This window comes from Pseudomonas sp. Irchel 3E19, assembly GCF_900187585.1.
In the GTDB taxonomy this organism is placed as follows: domain Bacteria; phylum Pseudomonadota; class Gammaproteobacteria; order Pseudomonadales; family Pseudomonadaceae; genus Aquipseudomonas; species Aquipseudomonas baetica.
The window spans coordinates 30,366-50,827 of the sequence record NZ_FYDT01000009.1 but is presented as its reverse complement, the minus strand read 5'-3'; the positions used below and the strand labels follow the sequence as shown (position 1 = coordinate 50,827).

The 20,462-nt window shown below is 59.4% G+C and carries 18 protein-coding genes, 5 tRNA genes and 1 pseudogene; 7 read left to right on the top strand and 17 right to left on the bottom strand.

Translation table 11 applies throughout. From position 1 onward, the window contains the following. Nucleotides 1–45: 45 nt before the first annotated feature. Nucleotides 46–1,737: a molecular chaperone HscC gene (locus CKW18_RS08045; protein WP_095188351.1), complete on the top strand. Its 1,692-nt coding sequence runs from the start codon at nucleotides 46–48 to the stop codon at nucleotides 1,735–1,737. Here the strand turns inward: CKW18_RS08045 and CKW18_RS08040 are convergent. The 13 genes from CKW18_RS08040 to uvrB form a co-directional block, all read right to left on the bottom strand. Then, nucleotides 1,734–4,412, bottom strand: coding sequence for a DUF805 domain-containing protein (locus tag CKW18_RS08040; protein ID WP_095188350.1), 2,679 nt, complete (start codon nucleotides 4,410–4,412; stop codon nucleotides 1,734–1,736). The two genes, CKW18_RS08045 and CKW18_RS08040, sit on opposite strands and share 4 nt — an antisense overlap. Further along, nucleotides 4,409–5,251 carry a DUF1266 domain-containing protein gene (locus CKW18_RS08035; protein ID WP_310867753.1) on the bottom strand — a complete coding sequence of 281 codons (843 nt, stop codon included), beginning with the start codon at nucleotides 5,249–5,251 and terminating at the stop codon, nucleotides 4,409–4,411. Before CKW18_RS08035 ends, CKW18_RS08040 begins: the two co-directional genes overlap by 4 nt. Nucleotides 5,252–5,292: 41 nt before the next feature. Then, the gene (locus tag CKW18_RS08030) at nucleotides 5,293–5,739 is read right to left on the bottom strand and encodes an Hsp20 family protein (RefSeq protein ID WP_095188348.1); all 447 of its coding nucleotides are present in this window, start codon (nucleotides 5,737–5,739) and stop codon (nucleotides 5,293–5,295) included. A gap of 121 nt (nucleotides 5,740–5,860) precedes the next feature. Then, nucleotides 5,861–6,820: a tRNA-dihydrouridine synthase gene (locus tag CKW18_RS08025; RefSeq protein ID WP_095188347.1), complete on the bottom strand. Its 960-nt coding sequence runs from the start codon at nucleotides 6,818–6,820 to the stop codon at nucleotides 5,861–5,863. Between the two features lie 158 nt (nucleotides 6,821–6,978). After that, nucleotides 6,979–7,428 (bottom strand): thioesterase family protein, encoded by a 450-nt coding sequence (locus tag CKW18_RS08020; protein WP_025111177.1) that lies wholly within the window; start codon nucleotides 7,426–7,428, stop codon nucleotides 6,979–6,981. A 48-nt stretch (nucleotides 7,429–7,476) separates the two neighbouring features. Then, on the bottom strand, nucleotides 7,477–8,310 hold the full coding sequence (locus tag CKW18_RS08015; protein WP_095188346.1) for an alpha/beta fold hydrolase: 834 nt from the start codon (nucleotides 8,308–8,310) through the stop codon (nucleotides 7,477–7,479). A 29-nt stretch (nucleotides 8,311–8,339) separates the two neighbouring features. Continuing rightward, nucleotides 8,340–8,879 carry a TetR/AcrR family transcriptional regulator gene (locus CKW18_RS08010; protein ID WP_095188345.1) on the bottom strand — a complete coding sequence of 180 codons (540 nt, stop codon included), beginning with the start codon at nucleotides 8,877–8,879 and terminating at the stop codon, nucleotides 8,340–8,342. A 180-nt stretch (nucleotides 8,880–9,059) separates the two neighbouring features. Continuing rightward, nucleotides 9,060–9,135: transfer RNA gene (locus tag CKW18_RS08005), tRNA-Glu, on the bottom strand. A gap of 81 nt (nucleotides 9,136–9,216) precedes the next feature. Beyond that, a tRNA-Ala gene (locus tag CKW18_RS08000) sits at nucleotides 9,217–9,292 on the bottom strand. Nucleotides 9,293–9,345: 53 nt separating this feature from the next. Further along, nucleotides 9,346–9,421, bottom strand: a tRNA-Glu gene (locus CKW18_RS07995). A 79-nt stretch (nucleotides 9,422–9,500) separates the two neighbouring features. Continuing rightward, nucleotides 9,501–9,576: transfer RNA gene (locus CKW18_RS07990), tRNA-Ala, on the bottom strand. A 203-nt stretch (nucleotides 9,577–9,779) separates the two neighbouring features. After that, nucleotides 9,780–11,261, bottom strand: coding sequence for a glutamate--tRNA ligase (gene gltX, locus CKW18_RS07985; RefSeq protein WP_095188344.1), 1,482 nt, complete (start codon nucleotides 11,259–11,261; stop codon nucleotides 9,780–9,782). A gap of 152 nt (nucleotides 11,262–11,413) precedes the next feature. Next, nucleotides 11,414–13,429 (bottom strand): excinuclease ABC subunit UvrB, encoded by a 2,016-nt coding sequence (uvrB, locus tag CKW18_RS07980; protein WP_095188343.1) that lies wholly within the window; start codon nucleotides 13,427–13,429, stop codon nucleotides 11,414–11,416. 337 nt (nucleotides 13,430–13,766) lie between these two features. On the opposite strand from uvrB, the gene CKW18_RS07975 reads away from it, so the two are divergent. Beyond that, nucleotides 13,767–14,963, top strand: coding sequence for an amino acid aminotransferase (locus CKW18_RS07975; protein WP_095188342.1), 1,197 nt, complete (start codon nucleotides 13,767–13,769; stop codon nucleotides 14,961–14,963). A gap of 227 nt (nucleotides 14,964–15,190) precedes the next feature. After that, nucleotides 15,191–15,391, top strand: coding sequence for a hypothetical protein (locus tag CKW18_RS07970; RefSeq protein WP_095188341.1), 201 nt, complete (start codon nucleotides 15,191–15,193; stop codon nucleotides 15,389–15,391). On the opposite strand, the gene CKW18_RS07965 is transcribed toward CKW18_RS07970, so the two are convergent. Next, on the bottom strand, nucleotides 15,388–15,618 hold the full coding sequence (locus CKW18_RS07965; protein WP_095188340.1) for a hypothetical protein: 231 nt from the start codon (nucleotides 15,616–15,618) through the stop codon (nucleotides 15,388–15,390). The genes CKW18_RS07970 and CKW18_RS07965 overlap by 4 nt on opposite strands. 219 nt (nucleotides 15,619–15,837) lie before the next feature. On the opposite strand from CKW18_RS07965, the gene CKW18_RS07960 reads away from it, so the two are divergent. Beyond that, nucleotides 15,838–15,913 (top strand) — tRNA-Asn (locus CKW18_RS07960). A gap of 121 nt (nucleotides 15,914–16,034) precedes the next feature. Here the strand turns inward: CKW18_RS07960 and CKW18_RS07955 are convergent. After that, the gene (locus CKW18_RS07955) at nucleotides 16,035–17,561 is read right to left on the bottom strand and encodes a nucleobase:cation symporter-2 family protein (protein WP_095188339.1); all 1,527 of its coding nucleotides are present in this window, start codon (nucleotides 17,559–17,561) and stop codon (nucleotides 16,035–16,037) included. A 256-nt stretch (nucleotides 17,562–17,817) separates the two neighbouring features. Here CKW18_RS07955 and CKW18_RS07950 point away from each other — a divergent pair, with 256 nt between their 5' ends. Both CKW18_RS07950 and CKW18_RS07945 read left to right on the top strand, forming a co-directional pair. Continuing rightward, nucleotides 17,818–18,102 carry a BrnT family toxin gene (locus CKW18_RS07950; protein ID WP_095188338.1) on the top strand — a complete coding sequence of 95 codons (285 nt, stop codon included), beginning with the start codon at nucleotides 17,818–17,820 and terminating at the stop codon, nucleotides 18,100–18,102. A 3-nt stretch (nucleotides 18,103–18,105) separates the two neighbouring features. Beyond that, complete coding sequence (locus tag CKW18_RS07945; RefSeq protein WP_095188337.1) at nucleotides 18,106–18,438, top strand: BrnA antitoxin family protein; 333 nt, start codon at nucleotides 18,106–18,108, stop codon at nucleotides 18,436–18,438. On the opposite strand, the gene CKW18_RS07940 is transcribed toward CKW18_RS07945, so the two are convergent. Beyond that, a complete protein-coding gene (locus CKW18_RS07940; protein WP_095188336.1) occupies nucleotides 18,435–19,268 on the bottom strand; it encodes an arylamine N-acetyltransferase in 834 nt (277 codons plus the stop codon). The two genes, CKW18_RS07945 and CKW18_RS07940, sit on opposite strands and share 4 nt — an antisense overlap. Before the next feature lie 100 nt (nucleotides 19,269–19,368). Then, the gene (gene xth, locus CKW18_RS07935; RefSeq protein ID WP_095188335.1) at nucleotides 19,369–20,163 is read right to left on the bottom strand and encodes an exodeoxyribonuclease III; all 795 of its coding nucleotides are present in this window, start codon (nucleotides 20,161–20,163) and stop codon (nucleotides 19,369–19,371) included. Between the two features lie 99 nt (nucleotides 20,164–20,262). On the opposite strand from xth, the pseudogene CKW18_RS07930 reads away from it, so the two are divergent. Continuing rightward, nucleotides 20,263–20,451: pseudogene (locus tag CKW18_RS07930) on the top strand (GNAT family N-acetyltransferase); the annotation flags it as partial. Nucleotides 20,452–20,462 lie beyond the last annotated feature (11 nt).

The window sequence follows — 20,462 nt, the reverse complement described above, 5'->3', positions numbered from 1 at the left end:
AGCAACCTGTAGGGTCGCGTTTTTTGCGCCGTTTCGAGATCTAGCATGCAGGATGCAACCCTTCCCCGCCCGGCCCTGCTGGGCATTGACCTTGGCACCACCAACAGCCTGATCGCCGTCTGGCAGGAGGGTCAGGCCCGGTTGATTCCCAACGCCCTCGGCGACGTGCTGACCCCCTCGGTGGTCAGCCTCGATGAGGACGACACGATTCTGGTCGGCAAAGCCGCCCGCGCCCGACTGACCACCCACCCGGAACGTACCGCGGCGGCTTTCAAGCGATTCATGGGCAGCGACAAACAAGTCCAGCTTGGCAATCGTCAGTTCAGCCCGGAAGAGTTGTCGGCGCTGGTGCTCGGCTCGCTCAAGCAGGACGCCGAAGCCTTTCTTGGCCACACGGTGTCGGAAGCAGTGATTTCCGTGCCGGCGTACTTCAGTGACGAGCAACGCAAGCGCACGCTGTTTGCTGCGGAACTGGCCGGACTGTCCGTCACCCGCCTGATCAATGAGCCGACCGCTGCCGCCATGGCCTATGGGCTGCATGAGCAGAAATTCGAACGCACGCTGATCTTCGATCTGGGCGGCGGCACCTTTGACGTCACGGTGCTGGAATATGCGCTGCCACTGATCGAGGTGCATGCGTCGACCGGTGACAACTTTCTCGGTGGCGATGACTTCACCGCCGCACTGTTACAGGCCTGTCTGAAACACTGGCAATTGACGCCATCAATGGTCGATGCGCAAGGCATGGCCAGCCTTGGCGATGCGCTGGAACAGCTCAAATGCAAACTCGCCGAAGGCATGCAGCCATTGAGCTGGCGGCATGCCGACAAGACGTTGGAGTGGTCGCTGGACGAAGCCGCTGCAGTGAAGATCTGGGAGCCACTGCTCGGCCGTTTGCGCGCACCGATCGAACAAGCCCTGCGCGACGCCCGGCTCAAGCCGCGTGACCTCGACAGCCTGGTGCTGGTGGGCGGCGCTACGCGGATGCCAGCGGTGCAGCAAATGGTCGCCACGCTATTTGGGCGCCTGCCTTATCGGCATCTTGATCCGGATACGATCGTTGCGCTGGGTGCGGCAACGCAAGCAGCGTGCAAGGCGCGCGATGGGGCGGTAGAAGAACTGATCCTGACCGATGTCTGCCCTTACACATTGGGTATCGAGACCATGCGCGGCAAAGGCATCGAAGGGGCCTTCTCGCCCATCATCGAGCGCAACACCATCATTCCGACGTCACGGGTGGAGCGCTATCAAACGACTTATCCGCAGCAGAAACAAATCCGCATCGAGGTATATCAAGGCGAACGTCCGTGGGTGCGCGACAACATTTTCATCGATGCTTTCGATGTCACGCTGACGCCGATCGATCATATTCAGGCACTTGATGTGCGCTTCAGCTATGACATCAATGGCCTGCTTGAAGTCGATGTCACGCTGCTGGAAACCGGCGAACGCCACAGCCACAACATCGACCGCAGCCCTACCGGGCTTGACCAGCAATCGCGCCAGACCAGCCACGAGCGTTTGGCCGCACTGAAAATTCATCCCCGCGACGCCCTGCCCAACCGCACCCTGCTGGCGAGACTGGAACGTGCGTGGATGCAAAGCCTCGGCGACGAGCGTCAGCGCATCGCCGAATGGCTGGACAGTTTCACTTCGGTGCTGGGTGGTCAGCGATCAGAAGAAATCGCCAGCCACCGCTCACAACTCAACAAAGTGCTGGATGAGCTGCATCTCTAACCGTTGAGTCGACGTAACGCGGCCTGCAAACCGCCGGATAACGTGTCCTCACGATCACTGTCCGGTGGTACACCGTAGCGGTTGGGCAGCTTCTCGCCGGGAAAGCCGAACAGCACCAGCGGCAGAAACGGCAAGACAGGCGTCAGACCGGCAAGCACCAGAAAGGTCGCGACACCTCGGCCCATGTCATGCAAGCGCCGCAGAATGGCGCTGAGCATGAGCATCAGCGCCGCTGCCAACACCACGAAAGCGGAAAACATCGAACCACTGAACAATGCCAGCAATGGCGTAAGCAGCACGATACCGATCACTTGACCGATAAATGCCTCGCGCCCCAGTCGTGTGCCTAGGCGCCAGAACGCGGTTGCAGGCGTCGGCCGAGTGTCAGCCTTGGCCAACAGCAAACGCTCTGACCACGACAGCAATGCACTGAAGGCAAAGCGTAAGCCGAGGCCATTGTGCGTGTCGTCCTTGGCCTGCTGCATGCGCATCAGAATTTTCTGTCGCGGCACCCCGGCGCTACCGTAACGCGCCAGATCCTTGAGCACATCCAGCGCCAGGTAAAACGCGTTGGTGTAATCAACGCCGTCATCCTCCAGCACCTCACGCGGCGGGCGTGTGGGTTCACCTTTGATCAGACTGTGGCGGAATCCGTCGAACCAATCCTGAGGATTGACGACTTCGGTAATGCTCTCAAGCAGGAATTTGCGCTGTTGCGCATTCAGCAGCGGATCGTGATACAGCACCCCGCCCAACAGCATGCGGCCGAGCAAATCATCATTGAAGCGGCTGATGTCGCTGCGCATGCACTCGTACAAACGGTCATTGCTCAACAGCCGCGTACTGTCGAGCGCCTCCTGTACGCTGAACAATTTACGCGCGAGCAAGGCATGCACCGGATCGGCTGCTTGCAGCCAGCCAAGCAGGCCACTGGCGCTTCCCTGCTCGCGATTCAATCGACACAGCAGCGGCTGCAAACGCGCCAATGGATGCTCACGCGCAACGCTCATCGAATCAATGCAGTGCGCCGATTGCGCACCCAGCCAACGTGTCGGCTCGTCGAGGGTCGCCAGCAGGTACAACGCCTGACGATGCCATTCCCAGACAGCCTCAGGGTTATCGATGGCTGGCAGCAGCATGCCCTGCTCGGCCAGCTGCGCTTGCAGCTTCAGGCCATCGAGCACGACGTCGCGCTTGTCCAGGCTGAATGCCTCGTCCAGCCGGGCCAGCGACCGCGCATCATAGGCTCGCAAGCGGCGCATCCACAGCAGACTGAGCTCCAGCGGCTCGCCCTTTTGCAGTTCCGGCGGCAGCTGCGCCGATTCTTCGCTGCTCAGAAACGCTTGCAAGGCACGCGGAATGGGGGCCTGGGTCAACCAGCAGATCTGTTGATCGGCTTGGTACTTGAAGCCTTCCAGCACCAGCTGATCAAGAACCTCCGGAGTCGCTGGTGCATCCATGACGCGTTGCAGCAACGGCACATCGCCGCGATGCAAAGCCCAGGCGTGCTGGTACAGCGTCTGAAGTGCCGGGTCGTCGCTGGCAATAATCAGCCACGCCAGCAAGGGCAATTCGTCACCGCTGATGCGCCATTCGACAAAGGCATCGGCGATGCCCTGCAAGTCGAGCTGACGCGCGCGGAACCAGCGCCCCAAGGTTTCCGGACGCTGCGAAGGACTGCCGTATTCCTGGGTGACATCACTGAGGTCAGCGGACCAGGCGCGGAAATTTTCCAGACGATCAAACGCCTGGATCAGCAGCGGCAAGCGCTGTGGTTGATGGCGCGCACACAAATCCAGCAACCAGGTGGCGGCTTTCGGATGTTGATGTTCTCGCCAGAGTTGCACCCACGCCTGAAGCGCCAACTCTTCCATGCCCAGCGCACTGCGTTGACAGGCCAGCAGATAAAGCCAGTCAACATCCTCCGGCGCCAGCCGATGCTGCTCACTGACGATGTCGAGAAAGTCTTTACTGGCAATGCCGGCCTGACTGAACTGGATCGCCAGACGTTGCACCAGTGCATCATCGGCAGGCAGCGGGATGCAGGTGTGCAGGCTGGCGAAATAGCGGAAATCGTCGAGCGAAGCGTTATGGTGAAGATGATTCAGCGTGCGCACATACCAGAGCGCTTCCAATTGCGCGACGACGGGCCAATGGCACATCAACGACGTGTCGAACGGGTCCGGCGCGGCTATCCGTTTCAAAAACTCATCGACATGCCGGGCGTTGTCGAAAGCCAGATCAAGCATCCGGCTCGCCCAGCCCAGGCGCTGCGCCAACAAGCGTGCGCAGGCGTGGGAAATCGGTCCCGCGTCGAGCAATTCACGCAACAATGGCCAGCAAACATCGTCCAGCACTTCCAGCGGCAGGCGATCCAACTCTAGATTGAATGCCTGCCAAGCTGCCGGGCTGAAGCGACGTGCCGGATCGATCAGCAGCGCTTCGAAATCTGCCAACGTCTGGTCGGCAGGACTCACCTCGTCATCGACTGGCTCGTCCGCCTCGGTAGGCTGCTCGCGGGCGAAACGCAGTGCACGTTCGTACGCTTCGCGCAGTGCCTGAAATCCTTCCGGATCGGTTTCAGGATGATGTTGCGGCAAGCGCGCGCGGTAGGCGCCGCGAATGACGTCATTGTCTTTGGTGGGCTCGATACCCAAGTGAATCCAGCAGCTCATGACCAGTCGAACTCCCCTAATGAGTCGGGCCGTTCAGGCAGATGCAAGGGCATGTCCCAGGGCAACTGGGCAAAAAATTCGCGGGCATCGCGATCAAGCTTTCTGATGACCACTGTGGTGCCGATGTAGTCGCCTTGCCGATCGTATTCGTGGGCAAGTTCCTCATCTTTATTGCCCAGGCAATGCCAGAAGGCTTTACCGATGACAAAGCCATTCAGGTAACTCGTCCAACTGTCGTAGTAGTACCGCGCTCGCGCCGCCATGCGGCCGTGCAGCCAGAGACTTTCGGTGAGATCGATCCAGCCGTGCAGCACCGCCGAGCGCAACAGAAAGCCCATTCGGCCAATGTCCCAGGCGCGAATACCGCCAGCGCCACACTCGCCGAACGTACGATTGGCCAACTCATAAAAGGCGCGCTGGCGGGTATCCAGCGTGTCGAGCAGGGCTTGCCATTCAGACGGCAGGCAACGTTCCCACTGTCGGTAGGCGTCATTCAAAGACGTCGCGTGCCCGGTGTCGGCTGTGCTCAACATATCGAGCAATTGCGCGCGTGTGGTAATGCCCCAGCCGCCTTCGACATCGACGTGTTTGAGGTCGAAGCAATAAGTGGGGGCGGCGTAGTCGGCATCGGGATTGAGGGCGACCAAAGGCGCAGAAAGCGCATATAGCCAGCGCTGTTCGATTTCGTCCATGAACAAAGGCTCCGGGCCAGCGGGAATGAGGGAGTGCCGGCCTTGTTGGCGCGGATTGTAAAGAGCCGTGGCCGCAGCGGCAAACAGTGCGTTCGGTTTCCCTGCGAGCACAAAAAAAGGCCCCGACGTATCGGGGCCTTCGTTCAACGGCTCAGCGCCTGTTCAGACAATGTGTGTCCGCAAGTGAATCAGTGCTGCAGAGCCGGTTTTTGCTCCCCGTTGATCGGGATGCGTTTGGCCTTCGCTTCTTCCGGGATCACGCGCAACAGGTCGATGCTCAGCAGACCGTTGCTCAGACCGGCGGCCTTGATCTCGATGTGATCGGCCAGGCGGAAGGACAGCTTGAACGCACGCTGGGCGATGCCCTGATGCAGGAAGGTCACGCCTTCGTTGGCATCACGCTTGCCGCCACTGATGGTCAGCACACCCTTCTCGACTTGCAGCTCCAGGTCTTCTTCCTGGAACCCGGCTGCCGCCACGACGATGCGGTATTGATCGTCACCGTGTTTTTCCACGTTGTAGGGTGGATAGCTGCTGCCTGGCTCGTTGCGCAGGGCGGTTTCGAACAAGTCATTGAAACGGTCGAAACCTACCGAGGAACGGAACAGTGGTGCGAGGGAAAATGCAGTACTCATGGTTCAAATCTCCTGAAAACAATCAGCAAGGTTTTTTGACTCCGCGACCCGAATTCGGCATCGCGTAACCCTTAGATAGGGACCGCTGATTTGATTTCAAGAGATTATTTGCAGATTTTTTTCAGGCCGCTTCGGCGGCAGGCAGACCGAGTAAACGCGAGACCTGATCCGGTTCCGTCTCACGGCGCAGGACGGTAAACAGCTCGGTGGCTTCGGGATAATTGCGCGTCAGCATGGCCAGCCATTGCTTCAGACGACCCGGGGATTGACGTGCAGTCATCTGCGCCTTGGCCTGCAACCAGAAGTCCTGGATCAGCGGCATCAGCTCGGCCCAAGTCATCTCGACCACTTCTTCGCCAGCCCGTGCAGCGGCAATCTGTTTGGCCAGATCCGGGCGCGAAACCAGACCGCGACCGAGCATGATGTCTTCCACGCCGCTGATTTCGCGGCAACGGCGCCAGTCTTCGACGCTCCAGATATCACCGTTGGCGAACACCGGAACCTTCACCACGTCCTGCACGCGAGGAATCCACTCCCAATGCGCCGGCGGTTTATAGCCGTCCATTTTGGTCCGGGCGTGAACCACGATGTGTTCGGCGCCGCCTTCGGCCAACGCAGTAGCACAGACCAGCGAGCCGTCCGGGCTATCGAAGCCCAGGCGCATCTTCGCGGTCACGGGAATGTGGGCCGGCACGGCGCGACGCACGTGCTCGACGATCTGATTGAGCAGTTCCGGCTCTTTGAGCAGTACCGCACCGCCACGGGATTTGTTGACGGTCTTGGCCGGGCAGCCGAAGTTGAGGTCGATCACTTGGGAGCCGAGTTCGCAGGCCAGCGCAGCGTTTTCCGCCAGGCACACCGGGTCCGAGCCCAGCAACTGAACGCGCAGTGGCACACCGGACGCCGTGCGCGCACCGTTGAGCAGCTCCGGGCCGAACTTGTGGAAATAGGCCGGGGTGAGCAACTGATCGTTGACCCGAATGAATTCGGTCACGCACCAGTCGATGCCGCCAACGCGGGTCAGCACGTCGCGAAGGATGTCGTCGACCAACCCCTCCATGGGCGCCAGAGCAATTTGCATGGGGAAAACACTACTTAAGGAAAAAACGTGCGGCAGTTTACTGGATTGCGCGCAAAACCGCAGATCCCTGTGGGAGCGGGCTTGCTCGCGAAAGCGCTGGATCAGCTAAATGAATGCTGACTGACACGACGCCTTCGCGAGCAAGCCCGCTCCCACATTTAGATATTCGCTGACTCGAGAGACTGGATCGCCGGGCCATAGCCCTCGATGAACTCGGCCGGCATGCGCTTGGGCTTGCCGGTGGACAGCTCGATGCAGACAAACGTGGTCTGCGCGCGCAGCAGCGTGGTGTTGTCGCTCGGACGGATCAGCTGGAAATGCCGGGTCATTTTCAGGCGCTGATCCCAATCGACGATCCAGGTCGCCAACTGCAGTTCGTCGCCTTCATAGGCGGCGGCCAGGTAATCGATTTCGTGACGCACCACCGCCATCGCCCGATCCAGGCGCCGGTACTCGACCAGATCCAGCCCCAGACGCTGCGAGTGACGCCAGGCGCAGCGCTCAAGCCAGGTCACGTACACCGCGTTGTTCGCGTGTCCCAGGCCGTCAATGTCCTCGGCGCCCACTTGCAGATCAATGGTAAACGGCGTCGCCCGATCCCAGCCCATGCCCCACTCCCGGTCAGATTTATTCAACCGGGGCAGTGTAACGGATGCTTACGCCGATTGCCGTGCCTGCAGGCTGCGGCCGGCCAGCAGTGATAACACGCCATCAATCACCCGGGGGTCGGCCAGCACACGCTGATGACCGCCCGCTTCAAGGCGCAGCAGACGGCTGTCGAACCAGGACTCGTGGATCAGTCGCGATTCTTTGACCGAGACGAGTTTGTCGTCCTCGGCATGCACGATCAGGCCCGGCATATCCAGTTGGTAGTGGGCGACGTCCAGCGTGGCCGCACGCATGCCGACATCCTGCTCGACCTGACGAATGAACGCGGAACGTGCTCTGGGCGGCATGCCGACGTAGCGTGCGAAACCACGTAGCACGCCGAGAATTCGCGCGGGAGCAGCAATGCTGACGAGGGTTTCGGTGCGCAAGCCCAGTTGCACGGCGAGCATCGCACTGGCACCGCCCATGGAGTGGCCGATCACCGCTTGCAAGGGCGGCAGTTCGGCAGCGGCTTCGAGCATCGCCCGAGCGAACAGCACGACATTGGCTTCACGCCCTGGGGATCTGCCGTGAGCCGGGCCATCGAGCGCGACGACCGTGTAACCGGCCTCGACCAGCGCGGTGATCAGCGCGGCGAATTGGGTTGGCCGCCCTTCCCAGCCGTGCATCAGCAAAACGGTCGGGCCTTGGCCCCAGCGCAGGGCTGACAGACCGAAGCGTAAAGTGATCCGTTCGGAATTGGCCAGCAACGGCAACTCCCAATCGCGCAGAGGCAGCGACCGCGGCGTCATGAACGCCAGGCGCATTTTGCTTGCCACTCGTTGCGGTGCAATCCAGCCCAAGGTGCCATTAATGCCACGAACCCACTTCAACGTGTTCATCGCTCTCTCCTCAGGCGCTTGCCTTCAGGTCAACGCACCGCCGACTTGGCGGCGCGCAGCAATCGATCGGATAAATCTCCCGGGCCGAGCGCTCTTGCGAGTGCCAGACCACCCACCATCAAGGCCACGTCGGCCAAAGCTTTGTCGGTGTCCTCAGGGCTGGACGCCAACTGCGCAAGCATCAATTCCAGGTGTTCGTTGAGCGCGATGCGGAACGAATCCGGCAAGCGGCCCAGCTCGCCGATCGAGGCCGGGATCGGACAGGCCGCGTCGCTGGAATCGCGGTGTTTGCGCGACAGGTAGAAAGCAGCGACCAAGGCGCGACGTTCTTCGCCGGTCAGTTCGCTGTCCATATCGGCGATCAGGTCGCGACGACGACCAAGCAATTGCTTGAACGCCTCGAGCATCATTGCGTCCTTGCTTTCGAAGTGCGCATAAAAACCGCCGACAGTCAGGCCGGCTGCGCCCATCACTTCGCCCACGCTGGGGTCTGCCGGGCCACGCTGAATCAGTGCGGCGCTGGCAGCCTTGAGGATGCGTTCGCGGGTTTGAGCTTTTTTATCGTTCATCGTTGCCTCCGAATATTACGACTAGAATATTATTCTCATAATAATATTCTGCAAGTCAAGGATATGACCGCTGGTCTGAAGCACAGTGTAAGGAAAAGGAGAATTGGCCAAACGCCAGACAAACAAAAGGGCCATTCAATAATTGAATGACCCTTATAAATCCCGCAGAGCGGGTAATCGTGGCGTCCCCTAGGGGACTCGAACCCCTGTTACCGCCGTGAAAGGGCGGTGTCCTAGGCCACTAGACGAAGGGGACACAAACCCTTCTATACAACTGATCAGTGCTGAGAGCTGATCGATTCAAGGACGGTGTGGCCAGACCTTGAACGTGTAAAATTGGTGGAGCTAAGCGGGATCGAACCGCTGACCTCCTGCATGCCATGCAGGCGCTCTCCCAGCTGAGCTATAGCCCCAGATTTTTCGCCTCGCGGCGGAGCGACATCTTGCAACATCGCTTCTGTAAAACTGGCGTCCCCTAGGGGACTCGAACCCCTGTTACCGCCGTGAAAGGGCGGTGTCCTAGGCCACTAGACGAAGGGGACGCAAACCCTTCTATACAACAGATCAACGCTGAGTGTTGATCGCTTCGAAGCCAGTGTGGCCAGGCATCGAAGTGTAAATTGGTGGAGCTAGACGGGATCGAACCGTCGACCTCTTGCATGCCATGCAAGCGCTCTCCCAGCTGAGCTATAGCCCCTCATCGTTGATGTCATCGCTGAGGACGGGGCGAATCTTAAGGGCGTATCGGAGGGCTGTCAAACTTATTTTTAAAATATTTCAAAGTTTTTTGTCGGCATAACAATCACTTACCGCCCTCCCCCTGAAAATCCGGGGGAAAAACGCCGAAGGCCGGAATCAAACGATCGCGGCCTTCGGCGGTTCCTGCAGAGTCAGACGCGCTTAAGCAATAGCGCCCAGCAGCTTTTCCCACTCTTTGTTTTCTTTCTTCGACACGCCACCCAGCAGGTCGATCGCCTGGCGCAGGCGGAAACGGGTCAGGTCCGGTCCGAGGATTTCCATCGCATCGAGCACCGACACCGAACTCGCCTGCCCGGTGATCGCGGCAAACATCAGCGGCATCGCGTCGCGCAGTTTCAGCTCAAGGGATTCGACCACCGCCTGGATCGTCGCGGTGATGTTGTCCTTCTCCCACTGACGCAGACTTTCCAGCTTCCACAGGATCAACTGCATCAACTGGCGAACCTGATCGCCCGAGAGCTTTTTCGATTCGAACAGTTTGGCATCAGGATTGACGCCACCCGCGAAGAAGAAGCCGCCCAGCGGTGCAACCTGGCTGAAGGTTTCGACGCGGCCCTGAACGTGCGGCGCGATCTTCATCATGTATTCGGAATTGAATGCCCACTTCTGCACGCGTGCGGCGAACTCTTCCACCGGCAGATCGCGCAGCCACTGGCCGTTAAGCCACGACAGCTTCTCGATGTCGAAAATCGGCCCGCCGAGGGAGACACGCTTGAGGTCGAAGTTGTCGACCATTTCCTGCAGCGAGAACTTCTCGCGCTCGTCCGGCATCGACCAGCCCATGCGCCCGAGATAGTTGAGCATCGCTTCCGGCATGAAGCCCATGCGCTCATAGAACGTCACCGACGTCGGGTTCTTGCGCTTGGACAGCTTGCTCTTGTCCGGGTTACGCAGCAGCGGCATGTAGCACAGCTCTGGTTGCTCCCAGCCAAAGTATTCGTAAAGCAGGATCAGTTTCGGTGCCGACGGCAGCCATTCTTCGCCGCGCAGAACGTGGGTGATGCCCATCAGGTGATCGTCGACCACGTTGGCGAGGAAGTACGTCGGCAGGCCGTCGGTCTTCATCAGCACTTGCATGTCCATGCGATCCCACGGGATCTCAACGTCGCCACGCAGCATGTCCGGCACCACGCAGACGCCTTCGCTTGGCACTTTCATGCGGATCACATGAGGTTCGCCAGCGGCCAGGCGGGCCGCGACTTCTTCCTTGGACAGCAGCAGTGCGCGGCCGTCGTAACGAGGGGTTTCGCCGCGAGCCATTTGCTCGGCGCGCATCTGGTCCAGCTCTTCAGCGGTGCAGAAGCAGGGGAACGCATGGCCCATGTCGACCAGTTGCTGGCAATACTTCTGGTAGATGTCGCCACGCTCGCTCTGGCGATATGGGCCGTGCGGGCCGCCGACGTCCGGGCCTTCGCTCCAGTCGATACCCAGCCAGCGCAAGGCGTCGAAAATCTGCTGTTCGGACTCGCGGGTCGAACGCAACTGGTCGGTGTCTTCGATGCGCAGGATGAACTCACCGCCATGCTGCTTGGCAAAGCAGTAGTTGAACAATGCGATGTAAGCGGTACCTACATGGGGATCGCCGGTAGGCGATGGCGCGATGCGAGTGCGGACGGTGGTCATGGCATGTCTCGAAAAGAATGAAAAGCAAAGATCAATAAGCGGCGAATGGTAACAGGCGACACCCGCCCCGCTCCAGCGGGCACGGCATTTAAGCCAGGTTTGTGTCTATCAGACCCGTTGGCCGCGATAAGGCCGGATAATTCACCGCACAATCAAACAGCCAAAAGCCGCTCACGCAACTTGGCAATCTCATCACGCATCTGCGCCGCCGCTTCAAATTCCAGATCCCGCGCCAACTGATACATCTTCTCTTCCAGCGCTCGAATCCGCTTGGTGATCTCGCTCGGCGAGCGCAATTCGGCTTCGTATTTGGCGTTTTCCTCGGCAGCCTTGGCCATGCCTTTGCGCTTCTTGCTGCGCGAGCCGGGCACGGTGGCGCCTTCCATGATATCGGCGACATCCTTGAACACGCCTTTCGGGGTAATACCGTTTTCGAGGTTGAAGGCGATCTGTTTGTCACGGCGCCGCTCGGTCTCGCCAATCGCCCGTTCCATAGAACCGGTCATGCGATCAGCGTACAGAATCGCCCGACCATTGAGGTTTCGCGCCGCCCGGCCGATGGTCTGGATCAGCGAGCGCTCGGAACGCAGGAAGCCTTCCTTGTCCGCGTCAAGAATCGCCACCAGCGACACTTCCGGCATGTCCAGACCTTCGCGCAACAGGTTGATCCCGACCAGCACATCAAAAGTACCCAGACGCAGGTCACGAATGATCTCGACCCGCTCGACGGTGTCGATGTCCGAGTGCAGATAGCGCACGCGCACGCCGTGGTCGGCGAGGTAATCGGTCAAATCCTCCGACATGCGCTTGGTCAGCGTGGTGACCAACACGCGTTCTTCCAGCGCCACACGCTTGGTGATTTCCGAGAGCAAATCATCCACCTGAGTCAACGCCGGACGGATTTCGATTTGCGGGTCCACCAGGCCGGTCGGACGCACCAGTTGCTCGACAACGCGACCGGCGTGTTCCGCCTCGTAATTGCCCGGCGTGGCCGAGACAAAAATCGTTTGCGGGCTGATGCCTTCAAATTCGTCGAAACGCATAGGCCGGTTGTCCAGCGCCGATGGCAGACGAAAACCGTACTCCACCAAGGTTTCTTTACGCGAGCGGTCACCTTTATACATCGCGCCGACCTGCGGCACGCTGACGTGGGATTCGTCGATCACCAGCAAGGCATCGGCAGGAAGATAGTCGAACAAGGTCGGCGGCGCCTGACCGGAGTCGCGACCCGAGAGGTAACGCGAGTAGTTTTCGATGCCGTTGCAGTAGCCCAGTTCGAGGATCATCTCCAGGTCGAATCGGGTGCGCTGCTCCAGACGCTGGGCTTCCACCAGTTTGTTGTTGCTGCGCAGGTATTCGAGACGCTCCTGCAACTCGACCTTGATACCCTCGATGGCGCCAAGCAGGGTTTCGCGCGGCGTCACATAGTGGCTCTTCGGATAGAAGGTGAAACGCGGCATCTTGCGGATGACTTCGCCAGTCAGCGGGTCAAACGCCGAAATGCTCTCGACCTCGTCGTCGAACAGTTCGATGCGGATCGCTTCCAGATCCGATTCCGCCGGATAGATGTCGATCACGTCGCCACGCACGCGGAACGTGGCACGGGCGAAATCCATGTCGTTGCGGGTGTATTGCAGGTCGGCCAGACGGCGCAGCAGTGCGCGCTGATCGAGTTTGTCGCCGCGATCGACGTGCAACACCATCTTCAAATAGGTTTCCGGGCTGCCCAGACCGTAGATGCACGACACCGTGGTGACGATGATCGCGTCCTTGCGTTCCAGCAGCGCCTTGGTCGCCGACAGCCGCATCTGCTCAATGTGGTCGTTGATCGACGCATCCTTCTCGATGAAGGTGTCGGACGACGGCACATAGGCTTCAGGCTGGTAGTAGTCGTAGTAGGAAACGAAGTATTCGACGGCGTTGTTCGGGAAGAACGCCTTGAATTCGCCATACAACTGCGCAGCCAGGGTCTTGTTCGGCGCCAGCACCAGCGTCGGACGCTGTATCTGCGAAATGACATTGGCGATGCTGAAGGTCTTGCCCGAGCCGGTCACACCGAGCAGCGTCTGGTGCGCCAGCCCGGCTTCGATGCCCTCCACCAGTTGGCGGATGGCTTCCGGCTGATCGCCGGCGGGCTCGAAGCGGGTGACGAGCTGGAATTCGGACATATACACCTCTGGGATCGCGGCATTCCGAGCAAAGCGGAACACCACGGGGACGACCGCAAACGACCGATGTCGCGCAAGAAAAAACCTGGATTGTGCTCAATGTGGTGTCGATTGCCTCAGCTTTCAAGGCAAACGTCCTACATCCGGTAAAGACTCTGACAGAGTCAATCGACTAACGGTCGAGAAATAATCGGAAAAACTTACCCTAAAAGCCGATTCGACTGTCGCCATTGCTCGCTGATGGCCTCTATACTAGCTCCCCGTTTGTGCACCGCTCTAGTGCATTCGGCTGGAGCGCGACACGTCCCTCCACTCCCCATTCAGAGCCGCCGTAATAATGAGCCTGTTCTCCGCTGTCGAAATGGCACCCCGCGATCCAATCCTGGGCCTCAACGAAGCATTCAACGCCGATACCCGGACCACCAAGGTCAATCTGGGTGTAGGTGTTTACTGCAACGAAGAGGGGCGAATTCCACTTCTGCGCGCCGTGATCGAAGCCGAAACCGTTCGCGCTGCTCAACACGCTTCGCGCGGTTACCTGCCGATCGATGGCATCGCCGCCTACGACCAGGCGGTGCAAAAGCTGCTGTTCGGCAACGACTCGCCGCTGATCAGCGCCGGTCGCGTCATCACCACTCAGGCCGTCGGCGGGACCGGCGCACTGAAAATCGGTGCCGACTTCCTCAAGCAACTGCTGCCGAACGCTGTTGTGGCGATCAGCGACCCGAGCTGGGAAAACCACCGCGCGCTGTTCGAAACCGCCGGTTTCCCGGTGCAGAACTACCGCTACTACGACGCCGCCACTCACGATGTGAACCGTGCCGGCCTGCTCGACGACCTCAACGCCCTGCCGAACGGCTCGATCGTTGTGCTGCACGCCTGCTGCCATAACCCGACCGGCGTCGACCTGAGCCCGGCGGACTGGAACAACGTGCTGCAAGTGGTCAAGGCCAAGGGGCACGTACCGTTCCTCGACATGGCTTACCAGGGTTTCGGTGATGGCATCGATGAAGACGCCGCCGCTGTGCGTCTGTTTGCTGAATCCGGCCTGACCTTCTTCGTGTCGAGCTCGTTCTCCAAGTCGTTCTCGCTGTACGGCGAGCGTGTTGGCGCCCTGTCGATCATCAGCGAATCGAAAGAAGAAAGCGCGCGCGTGCTGTCGCAAGTCAAACGCGTGATCCGCACCAACTACTCCAACCCGCCGACCCACGGTGCAAGCATCGTCGCCGCTGTGCTGAACAGCCCGGAACTGCTCGCTCAGTGGGAAGCCGAACTGGCGGAAATGCGTCTGCGCATTCGCGGCATGCGTGAGCAGATGGTTGCCCTGCTGGCCGAAAAAGCCCCGCAGCGCGATTTCAGCTTCGTTGGTCGCCAGCGCGGCATGTTCTCCTACTCCGGCCTGACCACCGAACAGGTTCACCGCCTGCGCAACGAGTTTGGCATCTACGCTCTCGACACCGGCCGCATCTGCGTGGCGGCGCTGAACCAGAGCAACATCAAGGCTGTCACGGATGCGATTGTTCAGGTCATCTGATTTCGCAGCGTGACGAAAAACGGGAAGCCTTTGGGCTTCCCGTTTTTTATTTGTCCGAAGAACTGTTGCATTCCCTCTAGACTGCACACAAATCTGAATGGTGGGAGCGAGCCTGCTCGCGAATACGGTTTGTCTGCCAGCAATGATGGCGACTGACCCAGCGCATTCGCGAGCAGGCTCGCTCCCACAGGTTATGAGACAACCTGAATTTTTCGCGAGAACTCCCCATGAAAAACGACAACCTGCGCGCCGACCGTGACGATCTGGATGACTTCATCCCTCGCCCCCCGGCCAAACGTGAAAGAAGCCTGGTGCTGCAAGTCGCGGCCGGGGTATTTCTTGGCGGTCTGGTGCTGTGGCTGGTACAACTGGCGGCCACTGCGGCTTACGCCAAACTGATGCTCGGCACCATTACGTTCGGCAGTTAAGCCAGTTCAGTCGCGCGCTGAGCGGCCGCATCGTCATAAACGACGTACAGCGATTCGGCGACTTGGCTTTTGATCGCTTTGGTGCTTTCCAGGCCGAGGACAAACCCTTCAGCCTTGCCGCCGGCGCGGTTCAGTTCTTCGGCAGTGCTTGCCTGGGTGATTGCCTCGAAGAGTTTTTCGGCATGCGGCCCTACCCCTTTAGGCAGGCTGATTTGCGTGGTGCTCATGCGAACACCTCGTTGTTACGGGCAGAATGTTTCATGGCGCGTACCTTTTCGGCGAATGGCCGGCAGCGCGTGTGACCACTTCCGGGCGGCCATGGTAGACCTCTACTGCAGTTCTGGTAACCGTCAATTGCCGATAAACCACCGTCTATCCCGAGGAATCACTTAATTTCACAATCGATGCTTGACTTCTCTTTTTGAATCAGTAACATACGCACCAATTCCGCAATAGCTCAGTTGGTAGAGCAAATGACTGTTAATCATTGGGTCCCTGGTTCGAGTCCAGGTTGTGGAGCCAAATAGCAAAGCCCCTGAATCGAAAGATTCAGGGGCTTTTTTGTGGGCGCTCGAAAAATGCGCAATAAAAAGGGCCGATCAGTCTAACCGCTGACCGGCCCTTTTCTATTCAGACACAACGGTCAGACATGCTCGCTGCTTTTCGTCTGCACCTTTGACACACCATGCCCATGGTCGTGATCCGCATCAGGCTCGATCACCGGCACTTCCTTGCCATCGCAGTCATGCAGTTTGCCGTCGCTGAAGTAGTCGCCCTCACGCAGCGCCGCCAGATCGCGATAACGCAGGGTCCGCTCTTCCGCCGCAGCAAACACCGATTGCTGGTCCGAGTTACCGGTGGTGAAGTGGTTGAACGCAAGGTTGAGCAGGATCGCCATGATCGCCGACGAGCTGATGCCCGAATGGAAAATGGTCGCAAACCAGCTCGGGAAGTGATCGTAGAAGTTCGGTGCGGCAATCGGGATCATGCCGAAACCAATCGAGGTGGCGACGATAATCAGGTTGACGTTGTTGCGGTAATCAACCTTCGACAGCGTGCGGATACCGCTCGCGGCCACGGTGCCGAACAGCACGATACCGGCGCCGCCAAGTACGGAGGTAGGCACCGCCGCGATCACCCGCCCCATGAACGGCAGCAGGCCGAGAATCACCAGGAACAGACCGCCAGTGGCCACCACAAAACGGCTCTTGATTCCGGTCACCGCCACCAGCCCTACGTTCTGGGCAAAGGCACTTTGAGTGAACGAACCGAAGATCGGCGCAAACATGCTCGACAGCATGTCCGCACGCAGACCGTTGCCCAGACGCTTGGAATCAACCTTGGTGCCGATGATTTCCCCGACCGCGAGGATGTCCGCCGAGGTTTCCACCAGCGTGACCATGACCACGATGCACATCGACAGGATCGCAGCGAAGTGGAAGGTCGGCATGCCGAAGTGGAACGGCGTCGGGAAGCCGAACATCGGGCCGGTGGTGACGCTGGAGAAATCCGCCATGCCAAGGAACACCGCCAGCACCGTACCGATCACCATGGCCAGCAGGATCGACAGGCGTGAGATGGTCGAGCTGCCGACCTTGCTCAGCAGGAGCACCAGCACCAGCGTGACCGCCGCCAGACCGATGTTCTGCATGCTGCCGAAGTCCGGCGCGTGGCTGTTGCCACCCATGGCCCAGCGCGCTGCCACCGGCATCAGCGTCAAACCGATGGTGGTGATGACGATGCCGGTGACCAATGGCGGGAAGAACTTGGTAATTCGTGAGAATACCGGGGTAATCAACAACCCGATCAGCGAGGCCGCTATCACCGCGCCAAGCACCGACTGGAAGCCGCCCTCCCCGCCACTGCTGACGATCGCCACCATGGTCGCCACGCCGGAAAACGACACGCCCTGCACCAGCGGCAACTGACAGCCAAAAAACAGCAGACCCAGGGTTTGCAGCAACGTCGCCAGCCCCCCCGCAAACAATGAAGCAGCAATCAACAAACCGATGTCCGCCGGCGACAGCCCGGCCGCCTGGCCGATGATCAGAGGCACCGCGACGATACCGCCATACATGGTCAGAACATGTTGCAGGCCGTAAGCCATATTCGCGCCGACCCCGAGATTTTCGTCCTCGGGCCGTTGGTGTGAAACATGGGGCGTTTTCATGGTTGGGGGGGTTCCCTGGTTTTTGTTATGCGCACACTGTATTCAATACTCGTGACAAATGTCCATAGAGTTGTATACAACTTATCAGTCACATAATGGATAGGTAGCCACCCAACCTTCTATCCCGCTGCTTGTATCCCCCACAAATGCGGCAACACATGCCTCGCTGCCCCTCCACCATCCCCCACTAGGCTGAAGTGTTCACGGCGACCAACGGTGTGGTCGAGCTCTTTTTTATACATATAAAGTATGCATAATGAAGTCATTCGACATTCAGTACGACAAAAGCAAGAACGCAGCCAACAAACTCAAGCACAGAGGCGTGAGCCTCGCCGAGACCGAAGCGGTTTTTCACGACGAACGAGCGCTGACGATTGAAGACAACGACCATGACGAACAACGCTGGATCACCCTCGGCCTCGACGCCAAGGGACGTTTACTGGTGGTTGCGTACAGTTACCGCGAAGCGAATGTCATACGAATCATTTCTGCGCGTGTCGCCACACCGAGCGAACGTTGCGAGTATTTTCTGGAGGCTTGACCGATGAAAGACGAATACGACTTCTCTCAGGGCAAACGTGACGCAGTGGTGTCCACCAAGGGCAAAACCCGCATCACCATCATGCTCGACGATGCAGTTATCGAGGCCGCGCGCACCGTGGCGGAGAACGAAGGGTTTGGTTATCAGACGGTGATCAATAACACCCTTCGCCATGCCTTGCTCAATGGCGCAGAGAGTCAGGGCCAGACCGAGTCTGACCACGGCGGGCAGTTCAAGAAAGGTATTACCGCCGCCGACCTCAAGAGTCTTGAGAAAAAGCTGTCGGCGGCCGTCGGGGAGATTCGCCGGGTACTGGAGCCGGAGGCGAAGCCCTAGGCTTCAGGCGCGACAATCATCCGCCCCAGCGCGTGGCGCAGTTGCGGTTGTTCGGGCAGGCGAAGAGCAAATTCCTGCTGCAGCAATTCAATCAGCTCATCAACGTCGGTCACTTCGCGCCGTTCGCTATCGGCGCCCATGCGATGGACGGCGAAGCTGCCGTTGTTCAACGTCTTGCGCCAGCCATCACCCGTGCGCGCGACCATCAGCCGGTTGGCGAACGGTGACTCGGGATGAGTCGAGACGTACCAGTTGCCGATGGTGAAATCGATGTCTTCCTGGCGCTGCAGATCGAACAGGTACATCGACCGCCATTCCCCGGCAACGTTGGCGCGCAGCATGTAGCCATCAGCCTGTTTTTCGATGCGATAAGGCTCGTGCGGGGTGGCTTGCTCGTTCTCGGTGTCGAGTATCAGCGGAGCAGTCGGCACCATGCCGCCGAAGCCGACATCCGTGATGTAGCGTTCGCCATCGAGGGTCACCAGAGTCAGGCGATGCGTGCGCGCGGTCCAGGTGCCTTCGGGCTGAGTCATCACCACCCGCCCGCTGATCGCGCGAACGTCGAAACCCAGTTCAAGCAACAGGTTAAAAAACAGATTATTGAGCTCGTAGCAGTAACCGCCACGGCTGCTGTGCAGGACTTTCTGTTCAATCGAGGGCAGATCGATCAGCACCGGGGCGCCGGTAATCGTCGCGAGGTTTTCGAAGGGGAAGACACCGGTGTGGCGCAACTGTAATTGACGCAAGGTGTCCAGCGTCGGCGCCGGTGGTGCTTCAAAACCCAACCGTTGCAGGTACAGCTTTAGATTAGTCAGGCGGGGCTCACTCATTGCTCGATCCTTATGCATGGGGCCGCAGGTCACTGCGTTGATGGTCGCCATGTATACGGGATCGGGCACTGTCTTCGACAATTGATTTCACCAATCGCTTCTAGCGTTTCTTGCGTGAACCGATGCGAATCCACGTCGGCGCATGGTCGCTCGCATGCGGCTCGTTACGCACCCAGGCGTCTACACCGGCCTCGTGCAGATAAGGACTCAGCGCCGGGTTGAGCAGCAGATGGTCGATGCGCAAACCCGAGTTGCTTTGCCAATGCTGGCGGAAATAATCCCAGAAGGTGTAGAGGCGATCGTCCGGGTACAGCTGCCGCAGCGAATCGGTCCAGCCTTGATCCAGCAGTCGCTGATAACACTCGCGGCTCTCGGGCTGCAGCAAGGCGTCCTTGAGCCATGAGCGGGTGTTGTAGATGTCCATGTCCGTCGGCACGACATTGTAGTCACCGGCCAGCACCACCGGGTGATCTCTGCTTTGCAGATCCTTCGCGTAGCTGATCAGCCGCTCGAACCAGGCCAGTTTGTAATCGAACTTCGGTCCCGGTTGCGGGTTGCCGTTGGGCAAGTAAAGACAACCGACCAGCACGCCATGCACCGCGGCTTCCATATACCGACTGTGCTTGTCATCAGGATCCCCCGGCAAGCCGCGCCGGCTCTCCAGCGGTTGCGCGTCACGGGCGAGAATCGCCACGCCATTCCACGCGGCCTGGCCGTGCCAGATTGCGCCATAACCGGCGGCCTCCAGCTCGGTAGCGGGAAACGCGCTGTCGAGCGATTTCAGCTCTTGCAGGCAAACGATGTCCGGTTGCTCGCGCTTGAGCCAATCAAGCAGATTGGGTAGCCGCGCACGCAGGCCATTGACGTTGAAGGTAGCAATCCGCAGGTTTTTCATCGTCCGGGCTCCTGCCGTCAGGAATAAAATTGTGACCCTGCGGCCACCGCACTGGTTGCATCGGATCGGTTCACTGCGGCGTAACAGGCGCTCGCCATCACCGACGAGAACAACCAGAAATCACGCAGCGCGATCCTGCGCCTCGGTGCGCAGCAGGAAGGCACCGTGCGCCACAAACGGATCATGCCGGACGGGCGCAAGCGCAACTCGGTGCGTTTCAGCATCATCGACGATGAGTGTCCGCAAGTGCGCCTGCACCTGGAACGGAAACTCGCCAGCTACGAGTAACGCAGGATCAC

Coding starts and splice junctions, on each gene's coding strand:
- CKW18_RS08045 (WP_095188351.1), top strand. CDS start 46: ATGCAGGATGCAACCCTTCCCCGCCCGGCCCTGCTGGGCATTGACCTT.
- CKW18_RS08040 (WP_095188350.1), bottom strand. CDS start 4,412: ATGAGCTGCTGGATTCACTTGGGTATCGAGCCCACCAAAGACAATGAC.
- CKW18_RS08030 (WP_095188348.1), bottom strand. CDS start 5,739: ATGAGTACTGCATTTTCCCTCGCACCACTGTTCCGTTCCTCGGTAGGT.
- CKW18_RS08025 (WP_095188347.1), bottom strand. CDS start 6,820: ATGCAAATTGCTCTGGCGCCCATGGAGGGGTTGGTCGACGACATCCTT.
- CKW18_RS08020 (WP_025111177.1), bottom strand. CDS start 7,428: ATGGGCTGGGATCGGGCGACGCCGTTTACCATTGATCTGCAAGTGGGC.
- CKW18_RS08015 (WP_095188346.1), bottom strand. CDS start 8,310: ATGAACACGTTGAAGTGGGTTCGTGGCATTAATGGCACCTTGGGCTGG.
- CKW18_RS08010 (WP_095188345.1), bottom strand. CDS start 8,879: ATGAACGATAAAAAAGCTCAAACCCGCGAACGCATCCTCAAGGCTGCC.
- gltX (WP_095188344.1), bottom strand. CDS start 11,261: ATGACCACCGTCCGCACTCGCATCGCGCCATCGCCTACCGGCGATCCC.
- uvrB (WP_095188343.1), bottom strand. CDS start 13,429: ATGTCCGAATTCCAGCTCGTCACCCGCTTCGAGCCCGCCGGCGATCAG.
- CKW18_RS07975 (WP_095188342.1), top strand. CDS start 13,767: ATGAGCCTGTTCTCCGCTGTCGAAATGGCACCCCGCGATCCAATCCTG.
- CKW18_RS07970 (WP_095188341.1), top strand. CDS start 15,191: ATGAAAAACGACAACCTGCGCGCCGACCGTGACGATCTGGATGACTTC.
- CKW18_RS07965 (WP_095188340.1), bottom strand. CDS start 15,618: ATGAGCACCACGCAAATCAGCCTGCCTAAAGGGGTAGGGCCGCATGCC.
- CKW18_RS07955 (WP_095188339.1), bottom strand. CDS start 17,561: ATGAAAACGCCCCATGTTTCACACCAACGGCCCGAGGACGAAAATCTC.
- CKW18_RS07950 (WP_095188338.1), top strand. CDS start 17,818: ATGAAGTCATTCGACATTCAGTACGACAAAAGCAAGAACGCAGCCAAC.
- CKW18_RS07945 (WP_095188337.1), top strand. CDS start 18,106: ATGAAAGACGAATACGACTTCTCTCAGGGCAAACGTGACGCAGTGGTG.
- CKW18_RS07940 (WP_095188336.1), bottom strand. CDS start 19,268: ATGAGTGAGCCCCGCCTGACTAATCTAAAGCTGTACCTGCAACGGTTG.
- xth (WP_095188335.1), bottom strand. CDS start 20,163: ATGAAAAACCTGCGGATTGCTACCTTCAACGTCAATGGCCTGCGTGCG.